Source organism: Flavobacterium rhizosphaerae, from assembly GCF_046000445.1.
GTDB classification, from domain to species: domain Bacteria; phylum Bacteroidota; class Bacteroidia; order Flavobacteriales; family Flavobacteriaceae; genus Flavobacterium; species Flavobacterium rhizosphaerae.
Window position 1 is genome coordinate 20,792 of sequence record NZ_JBELPZ010000025.1, and the last position, 13,492, is coordinate 34,283.

Here is a 13,492-nt window from a genome sequence, read left to right on the forward strand (position 1 = left end):
TCATTTTTTTGCTGTATCAGAAATAAAATTTGCTCAATGAAAAAATTATTAGTAGTACCTATAGCTGTTATAGCATCGTTGGTTTTTGTAGCCTGCTCTGACGAAGATACCCAGCCACATATTAATTATGTTGTATGCCAGGTTTGCGAAATTGAATACCAGGAGCAATTTGGAAATCAGGATTATGAGGTTTGCGTAAGCGCAGATACCATAGCGTATGTTAATAACGGTAATACCGGTTTAGATCCCGAATATTATTTTTCACTTTACTGTCAAAACGATTTTGCCGGTATTGGAGGTGTTGATGAGCCCGGTGAAGGTGGTGGTGGCAGTAATGAGCCGGGAGAAGCAACCGATAACTGTGTTACCTGTGCAGCATATGAGATAAACAACGTACCTGTACCTGCTACCGAAGTTTGTAAAGGCACAAACGGCAATGCTTTTATTGGAGAAATAGATATGGGTATTGCATATAGCCAATATATACAGGCACAGGAAATGTTTACCGACTGTAACTAAATTTATATTATAAAGTATATAACTGAACTGCCCGCTTTTTGCGGGCAGTTTTTTATTTGTTACATTTGATTGTACAATACCTTACAATGAAATTACACGAAATAATTACTTTACTTGAAAAAATGGCTCCAACCGCATATGCGGAAGATTTTGATAATGTGGGGCTGCTTGCCGGAAACCGCCGCGATACTGTTACAGGTATATTAGTTTGTCATGATGCCCTTGAGGCTGTTATTGATGAAGCCATCGCTAAAAACTGCAACCTGGTAGTATGTTTCCACCCTATACTTTTTTCAGGGATAAAAAAAATAACGGGTAAAAACTATGTTGAACGTGCCCTTATTAAAGCGATAAAACATGATATTGCTATATATGCTGTACATACTGCACTGGATAACCACAAAAACGGCGTAAATAAAATAATTTGCAATGCATTGGGGCTTATCAATACTAAAATATTGGTACCAAAGCAGGGATTCATACAAAAGCTGGTTACCTACACTGTACTAGAAAACCATGAAAAAGTGCGGAATGCGCTTTTTGAAGCAGGTGCAGGTAATATTGGTAATTATGAAAACTGTAGTTTTAACAGCCAGGGGTCAGGCACTTATAAGGGTAATGAAAACAGTAATCCGCAAATTGGGGTAAAAGGAGAATTTACAGAGGCCCCGGAAATAAAAATAGAAGTAACTTTTGAAAAGCATCTTAAAAACGAAATTTTAAATGCCCTGTTCACCAACCACATATACGAAGAGGTGGCTTACGAAATATACAACCTTGAAAACAGCCATCAGAATATAGGGCTGGGTATGGTAGGCGAATTTCCGGAAGCTATGGATGAGGGCGATTTTTTACAACTGGTTAAACACAAAATGCAGGCAGGCGGTATAAGGCATAGCGTATTTACAGGAAAGAAAATAAAAAAAGTAGCCGTATTGGGCGGATCAGGTAGTTTTGCCATAAAAAATGCTATTGCTGCCAATGCAGATGCTTACCTTACGGCAGACCTGAAATATCATCAGTTTTATGAAGCGGAAGGCAAACTTTTATTAGCTGACATCGGCCACTATGAAAGTGAACGCTATACTGCTGATTATATAGCCCAATGGCTAAAAGAACACAGTAATGGTGTAAGTATTACCATCACCCAAACTAATACGAATCCCGTACGGTATTTTAATTAAGAACATAAAATCATGATTTTAAAATGTATAGATAAAATAAAAATTGTTCTTTACAAAACAAAAATAAATCCTTATTTTTGCAAATCATTTTACGGCTTTAACAAATTAAGATAAGTACTTTTTCAATATGGCGAATACCAAAGAATTAAGTGTTGAAGATAAACTCAGGGCACTTTATGACCTACAGTTAATCGACTCAAGGATTGATGAAATTAGGAATGTAAGAGGAGAACTTCCGCTGGAAGTAGAAGACCTTGAAGATGAAGTAGAGGGTCTTTCTAAAAGACTGGATAAACTTAAAGCTGACCTGGAATCTATAGAAGACCAGATCAAAGAAAAAAATAATGCCATAGACGAACATAAAGCAGGTATAAAAAAATATACTGAGCAGCAAAAAAATGTGCGTAATAACAGGGAATTCAACTCACTTACCAAAGAAGTTGAATATCAAGAGCTTGAAATTCAACTTGCCCAAAAGCACATTAAAGAAATGAAGGCTTCTATTGAGCATAAAAAAGAAACAATTACTCAAAGCGAGCAAAAGCTTGAAGATAAAAGAACGCACCTTCAGCATAAAAAATCGGAGCTTGACGCCATTATGAGCGAAACCGAAAAAGAAGAACAGTTTTTATTAGAAAAATCTGCCGAATACCAGGCTCAGATTGAAGAGAGGCTTTTAGCAGCTTATAACAGGATACGTACCAGCGTTCGCAATGGCCTTGCTATTGTTTCGATAGAAAGGGGCGCCAGTGCCGGTTCTTTTTTTACCATACCACCACAAACGCAGATGGAAATTGCCTCACGCAAAAAAATAATCACTGACGAACACAGCGGAAGAATTTTAGTTGACTCTGCCCTTGCTGATGAAGAACGGGAAAAAATGGAACAATTGTTCGCTAAACTATAAAATAAAGCCCCGCAACAGCGGGGTTTTTAAATATGCGTGAGTTATTATTAACCGTTATAGCAAAACTTATAGGAGGCTACATCAACCTGCTTAGCTATATCAAACCGCAAAAGGCACTTTCTTTGGCCTATAGATACTTTAGTGGCCCGAGAGCCGGAAAATTAATCCAAAATAAATTACCAGGTATACTAAAGGAGGCAAAGGCCGAAATGGTTACTATAAACAACAACATCTTCCAGATGTACACGTGGGCTGGTATGCCCGGTAAAGAAACGGTATTACTGGTGCACGGTTGGGAAAGCAATGCATCCCGCTGGAAATTGCTTATTTCTTATCTTAAAAAATCGGGTTGCACTATTATAGCGCTTGATGCACCGGCCCACGGGCTTTCTTCGGGCACGGAATTTAGTATACCCCTGTATGCCAAATTTGTAGATTACATTGTTAAACAATGCCGACCCTTTGCAATGGTGGGGCATTCACTGGGCGGCATTACTGCCCTGTATTATCAGGCTACTTATAAACAAGATATTATAAAAAAGCTTATTGTAATGGGCGCACCTTGCGACTTTAATATGATATTGAAAAATTTTACTCGCAACTTAAGGCTTAACAGTAAAATACGCACCCTCATGAAAAAGCATCTGGCAAATGTTTATGGTATGGAGCCAGACTTGTTTTGTGGCGATACCTTTGCCTCCGAAATAAAAATTGAGGGACTGCTAATCCATGACAATAAGGATAAAACCGTTCCGCTTAAAGACGCAAAAAAAATAGCCGAGGCATGGCCTGATGCTGAATTTTTAATTACAAAAGGCTTGGGGCACAGCATGCATGATGATGCTATGTATAGAAAAATTTACAGTTTTATTTTCACAAAGCACAAATCCATCACTTAGCTTTTTAATTTGTAAATTGCCTTATTGCTGATTAATTTTGATGTATGGGAAACGAAGGGAAACGCCTGAATAAATTTATTTCGGAAACAGGGTATTGCTCACGCCGTGAGGCCGACAGGCTAATTGAAGAAGGCCGTGTTACGCTAAACAGTATAGTGCCGGAAATGGGAACCAAAGTAACGCCTGATGATGAAATACGTATTGATGGCAAGCTTATAGTTGAAAAAAATAAAAAAAATATTTACCTGGCCTTTAATAAACCAGTGGGTATAGAATGCACCACCAATACTGATGTACGTAATAATATTGTAGATTATATTAATTATCCTACCCGTATTTTTCCTATTGGCAGGTTAGATAAAGCGAGCGAAGGCTTGATTTTTATGACCGATGACGGGGATATTGTAAATAAAATACTACGTGCCCGCAACAACCACGAAAAGGAATATATTGTAACGGTAAATAAACCTATAACCGAGCGTTTTATAAAAAGTATGGGCAATGGTGTACCTATACTTGATACTGTTACCCGAAAGTGCAAAGTTGAGCAAATAAGTAAATATATTTTCAGGATTATTTTAACCCAGGGGTTAAACAGGCAGATACGCCGCATGTGCGAGTATCTGGGGTATGAAGTTACAGCCCTTAAGCGTATACGCATCATTAACATTTCGCTTGATGTTGCTGTTGGGCGCTACAGAGATTTAACCCCGGCAGAAATAGAGGAACTTAATACACTTATAGCACCCAGCAGTAAAACCGAAGAGGCCAGCCTGCCACCCTTAAAACAAAAAGTTAGCGCGCCAAAGACGCAGTATGGCAATAGCAAAAGTGGCGGTACCGCTAATAGAGGATTCAGGAAAAGAAATTAAAAATCTTCTTTACTTATAAATTGAATCAAATCAATTAGCCTTGAAGAGTAGCCAATTTCATTATCATACCACCCTACTACTTTCACCATTTTATCTATAACAGAAGTAAGTTGTGCATCAAACAGGCAGGAGTGGCGGTTACCCAATACATCTACCGATACTATAGGGTCTTCTGTATAGGCAAGTATCCCTTTAAGTCCGTTTTCTGAAGCAGTTTTAAAAGCGGCATTAATTTCTTCTATACTTACTTGACGTTCTACATAGCAGGTAATATCGGTAAGAGAACCATCAGGTACCGGTACCCGAATACCCCCACCCCCAATTTTCCCTTCAAATTCAGGAAATATTTTAGTAAGTGCCTTAGCTGCCCCTGTGGTAGTGGGTACAATACTTTGTGCAGCTCCCCGTGCACGGCGTAGGTCTTTATGAGGCTGATCATGCAGGCTCTGGTCGGTAGTATAAGAATGCACCGTTGTTATATAAGCCTGTTTAATACCACAAAGCTCATTAATAACTTTCATCATGGGCGCAGCATTATTGGTGGTGCAGCTGGCATTGCTTATAATAACCTCGCTACCATCCAGTATATAATCATTAATACCCATCACCACCGTTTTAATGCGGTCGTCTTCGGGCGGGGCTGAGAGAATTACCTTTTTCGCCCCGCCCGTTATATGTCTATAGGCCTCGTCATAAGTTTTAAACTTTCCCGTTGACTCAATCACTATATCTACACCACAGGCTTTCCAGTCTATATCATCAACATTGGCAACACGGGTAAAAAGACAGGTTTTACCATCTACAATTATTGAAGATTCAGAATGCGAAACCTGATAAGGCAATACACCATGTATACTGTCATATTTCAGCAGGTGTGCCATTGTGGTGGTATCGGCTATATCATTAACAACTACAACTTCAACAGCAGGGTGGTTAATAAGCAAACGGAAGAGGTTTCGCCCTATACGGCCAAAACCATTAATACCTATTTTAGTTTTTTCCATGATTAAATTCAATCTTTAACAGCGAAAACAAAAGACTGTCTTCCATTTTACCATTTACCAGGTAATGTTCACGCAGGGTAGCCTCTTGCCTGAAACCAAATTTTTGAAGTGTTTTTATACTGGCTGTATTGTTTGTAGCCGTAAATGCCTCTATCCGGTGGAGTGCCATCACCCTGAAACCGTACACCAAAATTTCTTTAAGGGCTTCACTCATCAGGCCGTGTTGCTTATAATCATCATAATACAATCCATAGCCCAATTCAGCGCGGTTATGGTCTATATACCATGTGTGGTACCCGCACCACCCTATTACTTTTTGGTCTGCCCTGTCAGTAAGAATAAAATAAAGGAATGATTTATTAAATGTAGTGAGGCCTTTATTGTATTTTTCTTTCTCTCTTTGCAATACTGCTTCAGAAGAAAAACCCATAAGTTCCATAACCTGCCAGTCAGAAAGATAGTTGTATGCATAATCAAGCACCTCAGGGGTAATAATCCTCAGGATTAGCCGCTCTGTATATAATTCATCAAACCTCAAAACACCTTTATAAAATGTGTTTTTGTGCTTTATAGGATGAACGTACCAAGGCGCCACTTTCTACATGACGGAAACCCATATCAAGGCCTATCTCCTCATATTTTTTAAACTGGTCTGGTGTAATAAATTCTTTTACAGGCAGGTGTTTTTTACTAGGTTGCAGGTACTGCCCAATGGTAAGCACATCAAGGTTTACATTGCGTAGGTCTTCCATAGTTTGTAAAACCTCTGCTTCAGTTTCGCCAAGGCCAAGCATAATACCCGATTTGGTCCGATTTATACCGCTTTTTTTAAGGTAATTTAATACCTCAAGGCTACGCTCATATTTGGCCTGTATACGCACCTCGCGGGTTAGCCTTTTAACTGTTTCCATATTATGGCTCACCACTTCAGGCGCTACAGCTACAATACGGTCTATATGGCGTTCTACACCCTGAAAATCGGGTATAAGGGTTTCAAGGGTTGTTTCCGGGTTCATCCTGCGTATAGCTTTAACAGTTTCTGCCCAGATAATAGAACCCATATCTTTTAAATCATCACGGTCTACACTGGTAATAACCGCATGTTTAATTTTCATAAGTTTAATAGAGCGTGCTACTTTTTCAGGCTCATCCCAATCTACCGTTTCCGGACGTCCGGTTTTTACACCGCAAAAGCCGCATGAACGGGTACAAATATTACCTAAAATCATAAAAGTGGCTGTACCCTCCCCCCAGCATTCACCCATATTAGGGCAACTACCTGAAGTACATATGGTATGCAGCTTATATTTATCTACAAGCCCACGAAGTTCAGTATATTTTTGGCCTGTAGGCAGTTTTACCCTAAGCCATTTTGGTTTTTGAGTCAGTTGCCCGTTTGCTGCAACGGGACGTGAAGTGTTTACAACAGTTTCCATACATTAAACTTTACGTATGCAAAGATACAGTATTATGTTTAGAATAAAACAATATGCAACGTTATGTAGCGGTATGGCCATACAAAACATTATTTTGTACCTTTGTTTGAATTTTACAACACCAAACTGATGGATACACAGAGCATAGATGAGTTTTACAGGGAAAAATTAAAACAGATACCAAAAGACATAAGCAGCAGTGCAGGCCACTTTAATGTTTTTCGCCTAGAGGACTGCCTGCATGACTCTCCGGTGCGTTATGCAAGGCGTGATTATTATAAAATAACAGTTATACGCGGCACAAACCGATACCATTATGCCGATAAAAGCATAGAGGTTAATGGCACTTCCATGATATTTTTTAACCCACAGGTGCCTTATACCTGGGAACATATTTCTGGCGAGGCTACGGGTTTCTTCTGCATTTTTACACCCGCTTTTTTTATAGAACGCTCACGTATCGCCTTATCAGAGTTACCTATGTTTACCGTGGGAGGTAAGCCTTCTTACAGCCTCAACATTGAGCAGGAAAATGTGATATGTTCCATTTTTGAAAAAATGCTTAAAGAAATTAATAACGATTATACTTTTAAGTATGATTTATTACATAGTTACTTAAACGAGCTTATACATACGTCGCTAAAAAATGAGCCATTGGTTAATTTATATGATCACCCTAATGCCAATTCGCGCATTACAGCCGTTTTCACAGAATTGTTAGAGAGGCAGTTCCCTATAGAAACGCCTGGCCAGCGTTTTGTTATGCGCAGTGCAGCAGATTATGCAACATCACTTTCCGTGCATGTAAACCATCTTAACCGTGCCGTAAAAAACACTACCGGCAAAACCACCAGTACCCTAATAAGCGAAAGGCTGTTATCTGAAGCTAAAACACTTTTAAAGCATACCGACTGGAACATTGCTGAAATAAGCAACAGCCTTGGATTTGAAGAACCCAGCCATTTTAGTAATTTTTTTAAAAAACAAACTGAAATCGCTCCCGGAAAATACCGAACTGTTTGATTTTTGCAATCATTGGTTTGCCCTGCGTAATAACCCGCCCTTTATAGCTTCATAACTTTGCACTGTAAATAAAAAACAATAAGTTATGCAAAATCAAACAATTAAAACATGGTTTATTACAGGTGCTTCTAAAGGCTTTGGGTTAATTATAGTTAAAAAGCTTTTGGCTAACGGGCAAAATATTGCAGCTACATCACGCAATGCAAAAAAACTTGCCGAGGTTGTGGGTAGCAATGCTTCCAATTTTTTACCGCTGGAAGTAACATTGGGTAATGATACCTCTGTAAAAGCTGCTATTGATAAAACTGCGGCTACATTTGGCAGTATAGATGTACTTATTAATAATGCAGGCTATGGGCTTGGCGGTAGCCTGGAAGAAGTAACCGATGCCGAAATACGGAATGTTTTTGAAATTAATGTTTTTGGCACCGTAAATACCATAAGGCATACCCTGCCTTATATGCGTAAACAAAAAGGCGGACACATCATCAATATTTCATCTATAGCAGGGTTTGCTCCCGGCATTGGCTGGGCACCTTATAATTCTACAAAATTTGCCGTTACCGGGTTAACCGGTGTTTTGGCTCAAGACGTGAAATCTTTAGGTATAAAAGTAACAACAGTTTCCCCCGGGGCTTTTCGTACAGAGTTTTTAACAGAAGATTCTATCGCCCTGCCTAAAACCCCCATTGATGCTTATAGCAATATACGCGAAACACACAACAGGTTTAAAGCTTATAATGGCAAACAGGCAGGCAATCCCGATAAAGGCGCCGATATTATAATTAACCTGGGCTTTAACCCTAACCCTCCTGTAAACCTGTTTTTAGGTACTGATGCCTATAACAGGGCGGCAGACCAAATTGAAGCACTTTCTAAGGAACTTGAAGAAAATAAGGATATAAGTTTTTCTACAGATTACTAATTTTTAACTGACATATATTATGAAAACATGGTTTATTACCGGAGCCAGCCAGGGCTTTGGGTTAGAGTTTATTACCCAATTATTAAGAGACGGTAACAATGTTGCCGCAACCTCCCGTAGCCTTTCGGGGCTTGAAAAAGCAGCAGGCACCCATCCCAATTTATTACCACTGGAAGTTGATATAGTGAATGAGCAAAGCGTAAAAACAGCTATCGAGAAAACTATTGCTGCTTTTGGCAATATAGATGTAGTGGTAAATAATGCAGGATACGGGCAGCTTGGCGCACTTGAAGAGCTAAGCGATGCAGAGGCGCGTAAAAATTTTGATGTAAATGTATTCGGTGCATTGAATGTTATACGCTATGCAATGCCGCAATTAAGAAAGCAGGGCAAGGGGCACATCATTAATATTTCATCAATAGCCGGGTTAACCGGCAACTTTGCCGGTTGGGGTATTTATTGTGCTACAAAATTTGCCATGGCCGGGTTTACTGAATCTCTTGCTGCTGAAGTAAAACCTTTTGGCATAAAAACTACCCTTGTGTTACCGGGATATTTCCGTACTAACTTTTTAGAAGGCTCTTCACTTAGCCTCCCGAAAAATGCTTTAGACGCTTACAGCGAGGTTAGAGAATCTACTATTATGCACCAAAACCAGATAAACGGCAACCAGCCCGGTGATCCTAAAAAAGGTGTATCCGAAATTATTAAGGTAGTAAATGAAGAAAAAGCTCCGCTATATTTAATGCTGGGTACAGATGCTGTACAGATGGCCGAAAACAAAGTGAGCCTGCTGGAAAACGAAATTGAGGCATGGAAAACAATAAGTGTTGCTACTGATTTTTAGAAAATCCCCATTGTTAGGTATTTTTTGCAAGTTATAAACAGGGTACCTTTGAAAAGTATAGATGTGTGTGCCCTTTTTAATACAGCGATAAGCTGCAAACTTTTTGAGGTGAACTCCCCGATTAACAGTCGGGGAGTTTTATTTTTGTTTTTTCGAAAAAAAATGTAATTTCGTGCTCTTAAAATCAATTTTTAATAAACATGAAAAAAATTATTTTTTGTAGTACATTACTTTTAGGTAGTTTATTTACTAATGCCCAAAATCTTACATTTGGCATTAAAGCCGGGGCTAATGGCAGTGACGTCATTAATAACCATCCTGACAATGGTTTTAAAGTCGGGTTACATTTTGGTGGGGTTGCAGAATTACATTTAGGCGAAAAATTTTCGCTTCAGCCTGAATTATTATTTTCTCAGCAGGGTTGTAATAATACCGAATGGTATATCAATGATGATCTTGAATATGTTGAAGAGGAATTTACATGGATTTTAAACTATGTTAACTTACCTGTAATGGTAAAATACTATGTTTTTGAAAATATGAGTATTGAAGCAGGCCCGCAGGTAGGATATCTTGTAAAAACAGAAATAACCTACGAGACCCGATATGAATACAGTGATGATGAAAAAATTACAATGGGTATTAATGAAATGATAAACAGGATTGACTTAGCTGCTGCTGCAGGCATTAGTTATAAATTACCTTTTGATTTTACTGCTTCGCTAAGATATGTTTTAGGTTTAAATTCAATGGTAAAAGATATAGGCTTTTCTAAAGGTCCAAAAAACTCTGTTTTTCAGGCATCTGTTACATATAGCTTTTTATAAGAGAAAATAAAAGGTGGTGTCTCAAAAGTGTCATTTTTGAGCGAAATGAATTTAAGGTAAAAAGTCTAACTATTTAAATATAGAAATTTTCCTTCGTCATGCACAAGGGTAACTCCCAAACCGGCATAGCAATGACATTTTGGTTGTAGATAACCTTTGAGACACCCCTTTTATTGTTTTGATACTATTTTTACCCTACAGATATAATGATGTGCTGTTATATATAAATAACCATCGCCAAAGGCACAATTACTGGTAGCTACACCTATGTGCACCCTACCCAATGCCTTACCCTGAGGTGATATAATAACAATGCCATTGGCAGCGCCTGCATATATATTACCGGTTGTATCTATTTCTATACCATCGGCAGCGCCTTTTTTTATTTCATCGCGCTGTTTGCTAAAGTCAAAAAATATTTTTCCTTTGCCTATTTTACCATCCTTTTCAACAGGATATACCATAATATACGGCCCACTGCCATCGCTCTGGCTTACATAAAGGGTTTTCTCATCCGGCGAGAGCGCTACACCATTAGGGCGTTTTAAGTCAGCTACTATCTGACGCACTGTGCCATCCGGCGTTATGCTGTATACACCATTGTTTTGCTGCTCCCGGTTTTTGGTATCGTTACCTCTATCGGGTAAACCATATGGAGGATCGGTAAAATAATACGTGCCATTACTGTGTTGACAAATATCATTAGGGCTGTTAAGGCGTTTACCCTCCCAACTGTCTGCCAGGGTAACTTTACCACCAAGAGTAAGGTTCATTTTACTAATGCGGCGGTCACCATGCTCGCAGGCCACCAGCTCGCCATCCTTATTTATTAAAAGTCCGTTACTGCCGGGCTCATCACTATACCGCCCCTGGCCAGTGTAGCCTGATGGTTTTAAAAAAGGTTTTACCCCTTCTTTTTCATCCCATTTAAACATAGTATTTTGTGGGGCATCACTAAAAAGCAAATACCCCCCGTTTTTAACCCATACCGGGCCTTCACTCCATATAAAGCCTGTCCCTAATACTTCTATTTTGGCATCTGCAGGAACGAGTTTAGTGAAATCATCATCATACACCTCTATGTCTCCTATAGTTGGCAAAGGCTGTTGGGCAAAAGCAGCAATACTAACAAACAGGGCTGCAAAAAATATTTTTCTCATTAAGTTTGGATTTTTGGGGAGTGAAGTTAAAGAAAATATTTCAGTATCTTTAATTAAAGAACAATCAATGTTATGAAGCTATTTTTATACCTATGCTGTGTCCTAATTATATTTTCATGCCAAAATAAAAGTCTGGACAAACCTTTATATAATATTGAGCATAAAAATAGTGTATCCGCAAGTGAGTTAACTACAATGGAAGATATGTACTCAAAATATGACCACAATAGCGAAACGCCTTATACTACAATTAACCGCCCCGAAAATAGTTTTATAAAACCAGCCTTGATACTACTTTACTTTTCAGCATCTGGACTGTTGACCCTGACGGACCCCATGCTGATTTTAAAATAACAGGCAAATCATTTTATGTTGTAGATTATGACGGTAATGGAGATATGCCTTATTTATTGAAGGATAATAAATTATCTGTTTTTTATGAAAACTATATTGAAGATGGCGAAATAACACTTCTTAAAAAAGATACCCTTAAAATACGTTGGAAGGGCACGGATACTGATATGACCTATGTAACATGGCCGGTTGATTAGCATCTTTATTCAAACAAGTTTCCCCTCTTTAAAATATAGCCTTTCTCTGTTCCGTCTTTCTTTTTAATTGTAACTGGCAGTGTTTTTGTTTCCTTATTTTTTATAAGTCCAACCAAAGCACACCATTTTTTCCGGTCAATGTTCTGGCAATCTGTCCCGTTGATTGAAATAACAACATCACCAACTTCCAAGCCTTGTGTAAAGGCACTACTACCTTCCCATACCAGCGCAATAGTTATAGTACCATCATCATATGCCGGGCCAAAACCAAATGTATTATATTTGTCATCTTCCTCTACAACAGTTTCCGGTAGGTAAATTCTTTTTTTATCCCAATCAAGAATAACCTCGCCAAAACCCTCAAAAATATCATTACCTATCAAAAAAGTTTCTCCTTCATCTATATCAGCAATCCCATTTTTTACAAGATGCCTTTTATTTTCTATATAAACCGAATCTATAGCTGCAAGGTATTTTTGCCTGGGTTTAGCATTGTAAAGCGTTATAGTACTGTTGCCATATCCTTTATTATAAGGTAAGCTGCGTAATTTCTCACTTTTAAAGAACAGGCTATCGGGTATAGAAAAGCCGCCATTATACCCGGTATCCATCAACATAATTACGCTATAGCCCCCCATATAAACTGTAAGCAATGGTGAACCGGAAAAACCCTCTTTAAAATCGATTGGGTAGAAATTTTTTGAGGGTTTAATTTTTTTGTCAGACATAATAAGTTGCCGGTTTTTATAATCAATCTTCCAGTGGCAGGTGCGCATAATGTTGGTACCCAGCAATCCGTCAATTTTTTCGCAGAACAGGCTTCCAAATTTTTTAAAGTCTGATGCTATTACCGCTACATCCTTAAATTCTATATCTGAAAAAGCAAGCTTATCTAAAATATAAACGGGCATTTGCTCTATTTGCCCTGAACCGTCTACCATTTCATTACTAAACAACTCATGCAACTCCAGCTTATCTTTTATTTCCTGAGATACTATAGTAGTTGCCCCCGTGTCAAAAAGAAAGTGATATATTTCTCCCCCTATTTGCACGGGGACAACAATCTCTTCATTAACCCCATATTCAAAAGGAATAGTTTTTACAAAATTTTTCTGCAGGCGCGTTGTACCAAATAAGTATTTATCACGGTTTTTAATGGCTTCTTTTTGTGCATCGGTTTGTGACAATACCAAAAAAGGTACTAATAGTAATAATAAAATATACTTCATTTTTATAAAAGTTAGTAGCCTCCAAATTAAATAAAAAAGGGGCTGTCTCAAAAGGGACAGCTCCTTTTTTTTATAATCAATTCTGATTTCTCTTTATTTACTGATTTAT

The 13,492-nt window shown here is 38.4% G+C and carries 15 protein-coding genes; 10 read left to right on the forward strand and 5 right to left on the reverse strand.

The features are described from left to right. Window positions 1-36 precede the first annotated feature (36 nt). The 5 genes from ABS766_RS16070 to rluF all read left to right on the forward strand — a co-directional run bounded on the left by ABS766_RS16070 (window position 37) and on the right by rluF (window position 4,381). The gene (locus tag ABS766_RS16070; protein WP_408086219.1) at window positions 37-519 is read left to right on the forward strand and encodes a hypothetical protein; all 483 of its coding nucleotides are present in this window, start codon (window positions 37-39) and stop codon (window positions 517-519) included. A gap of 86 nt (window positions 520-605) precedes the next feature. Continuing rightward, a complete protein-coding gene (locus tag ABS766_RS16075; protein WP_408086220.1) occupies window positions 606-1,703 on the forward strand; it encodes a Nif3-like dinuclear metal center hexameric protein in 1,098 nt (365 codons plus the stop codon). A 127-nt stretch (window positions 1,704-1,830) separates the two neighbouring features. Beyond that, window positions 1,831-2,610, forward strand: coding sequence for a zinc ribbon domain-containing protein (locus tag ABS766_RS16080; RefSeq protein WP_408086221.1), 780 nt, complete (start codon window positions 1,831-1,833; stop codon window positions 2,608-2,610). A gap of 32 nt (window positions 2,611-2,642) precedes the next feature. Further along, complete coding sequence (locus ABS766_RS16085) at window positions 2,643-3,509, forward strand: alpha/beta fold hydrolase (RefSeq protein ID WP_408086222.1); 867 nt, start codon at window positions 2,643-2,645, stop codon at window positions 3,507-3,509. A 44-nt stretch (window positions 3,510-3,553) separates the two neighbouring features. Continuing rightward, window positions 3,554-4,381: a 23S rRNA pseudouridine(2604) synthase RluF gene (gene rluF, locus ABS766_RS16090; RefSeq protein WP_408086223.1), complete on the forward strand. Its 828-nt coding sequence runs from the start codon at window positions 3,554-3,556 to the stop codon at window positions 4,379-4,381. Here rluF and gap read toward each other — a convergent pair. From gap to lipA, 3 genes are read right to left on the reverse strand one after another with little or no spacing between them, the layout of a single operon-like run. Then, window positions 4,378-5,385 carry a type I glyceraldehyde-3-phosphate dehydrogenase gene (gene gap, locus ABS766_RS16095; protein ID WP_408086224.1) on the reverse strand — a complete coding sequence of 336 codons (1,008 nt, stop codon included), beginning with the start codon at window positions 5,383-5,385 and terminating at the stop codon, window positions 4,378-4,380. The genes rluF and gap overlap by 4 nt on opposite strands. Then, complete coding sequence (locus ABS766_RS16100) at window positions 5,372-5,923, reverse strand: GNAT family N-acetyltransferase (protein ID WP_408086225.1); 552 nt, start codon at window positions 5,921-5,923, stop codon at window positions 5,372-5,374. The genes gap and ABS766_RS16100 overlap by 14 nt, the downstream gene beginning before the upstream one ends. 7 nt (window positions 5,924-5,930) lie before the next feature. Then, a complete protein-coding gene (gene lipA / locus ABS766_RS16105) occupies window positions 5,931-6,821 on the reverse strand; it encodes a lipoyl synthase (protein WP_408086226.1) in 891 nt (296 codons plus the stop codon). 129 nt (window positions 6,822-6,950) lie between these two features. On the opposite strand from lipA, the gene ABS766_RS16110 reads away from it, so the two are divergent. The 4 genes from ABS766_RS16110 to ABS766_RS16125 all read left to right on the forward strand — a co-directional run bounded on the left by ABS766_RS16110 (window position 6,951) and on the right by ABS766_RS16125 (window position 10,443). Continuing rightward, window positions 6,951-7,844: an AraC family transcriptional regulator gene (locus ABS766_RS16110; RefSeq protein WP_408086227.1), complete on the forward strand. Its 894-nt coding sequence runs from the start codon at window positions 6,951-6,953 to the stop codon at window positions 7,842-7,844. A gap of 85 nt (window positions 7,845-7,929) precedes the next feature. Then, a complete protein-coding gene (locus ABS766_RS16115; protein ID WP_408086228.1) occupies window positions 7,930-8,769 on the forward strand; it encodes an SDR family NAD(P)-dependent oxidoreductase in 840 nt (279 codons plus the stop codon). A gap of 19 nt (window positions 8,770-8,788) precedes the next feature. Beyond that, window positions 8,789-9,616 carry an SDR family NAD(P)-dependent oxidoreductase gene (locus ABS766_RS16120; RefSeq protein WP_408086229.1) on the forward strand — a complete coding sequence of 276 codons (828 nt, stop codon included), beginning with the start codon at window positions 8,789-8,791 and terminating at the stop codon, window positions 9,614-9,616. A gap of 200 nt (window positions 9,617-9,816) precedes the next feature. Next, window positions 9,817-10,443, forward strand: coding sequence for a porin family protein (locus tag ABS766_RS16125; protein WP_408086230.1), 627 nt, complete (start codon window positions 9,817-9,819; stop codon window positions 10,441-10,443). A gap of 170 nt (window positions 10,444-10,613) precedes the next feature. On the opposite strand, the gene ABS766_RS16130 is transcribed toward ABS766_RS16125, so the two are convergent. Further along, window positions 10,614-11,603, reverse strand: a complete 990-nt coding sequence (locus ABS766_RS16130) for an SMP-30/gluconolactonase/LRE family protein (RefSeq protein ID WP_408086231.1) — start codon at window positions 11,601-11,603, stop codon at window positions 10,614-10,616. Window positions 11,604-12,013: 410 nt separating this feature from the next. Between ABS766_RS16130 and ABS766_RS16135 the strand changes: the two genes are divergently transcribed. After that, on the forward strand, window positions 12,014-12,154 hold the full coding sequence (locus tag ABS766_RS16135) for a hypothetical protein (RefSeq protein ID WP_408086232.1): 141 nt from the start codon (window positions 12,014-12,016) through the stop codon (window positions 12,152-12,154). 5 nt (window positions 12,155-12,159) lie between these two features. On the opposite strand, the gene ABS766_RS16140 is transcribed toward ABS766_RS16135, so the two are convergent. Continuing rightward, complete coding sequence (locus ABS766_RS16140; RefSeq protein ID WP_408086233.1) at window positions 12,160-13,383, reverse strand: retropepsin-like aspartic protease; 1,224 nt, start codon at window positions 13,381-13,383, stop codon at window positions 12,160-12,162. Window positions 13,384-13,492 lie beyond the last annotated feature (109 nt).

Excerpts from the sequence above, each read along its gene's own strand:
- ABS766_RS16070 (WP_408086219.1), top strand. The coding sequence starts at position 37 with ATGAAAAAATTATTAGTAGTACCTATAGCTGTTATAGCATCGTTGGTT.
- ABS766_RS16075 (WP_408086220.1), top strand. The coding sequence starts at position 606 with ATGAAATTACACGAAATAATTACTTTACTTGAAAAAATGGCTCCAACC.
- ABS766_RS16080 (WP_408086221.1), top strand. The coding sequence starts at position 1,831 with ATGGCGAATACCAAAGAATTAAGTGTTGAAGATAAACTCAGGGCACTT.
- ABS766_RS16085 (WP_408086222.1), top strand. The coding sequence starts at position 2,643 with ATGCGTGAGTTATTATTAACCGTTATAGCAAAACTTATAGGAGGCTAC.
- rluF (WP_408086223.1), top strand. The coding sequence starts at position 3,554 with ATGGGAAACGAAGGGAAACGCCTGAATAAATTTATTTCGGAAACAGGG.
- gap (WP_408086224.1), bottom strand. The coding sequence starts at position 5,385 with ATGGAAAAAACTAAAATAGGTATTAATGGTTTTGGCCGTATAGGGCGA.
- lipA (WP_408086226.1), bottom strand. The coding sequence starts at position 6,821 with ATGGAAACTGTTGTAAACACTTCACGTCCCGTTGCAGCAAACGGGCAA.
- ABS766_RS16110 (WP_408086227.1), top strand. The coding sequence starts at position 6,951 with ATGGATACACAGAGCATAGATGAGTTTTACAGGGAAAAATTAAAACAG.
- ABS766_RS16115 (WP_408086228.1), top strand. The coding sequence starts at position 7,930 with ATGCAAAATCAAACAATTAAAACATGGTTTATTACAGGTGCTTCTAAA.
- ABS766_RS16120 (WP_408086229.1), top strand. The coding sequence starts at position 8,789 with ATGAAAACATGGTTTATTACCGGAGCCAGCCAGGGCTTTGGGTTAGAG.
- ABS766_RS16125 (WP_408086230.1), top strand. The coding sequence starts at position 9,817 with ATGAAAAAAATTATTTTTTGTAGTACATTACTTTTAGGTAGTTTATTT.
- ABS766_RS16130 (WP_408086231.1), bottom strand. The coding sequence starts at position 11,603 with ATGAGAAAAATATTTTTTGCAGCCCTGTTTGTTAGTATTGCTGCTTTT.
- ABS766_RS16140 (WP_408086233.1), bottom strand. The coding sequence starts at position 13,383 with ATGAAGTATATTTTATTATTACTATTAGTACCTTTTTTGGTATTGTCA.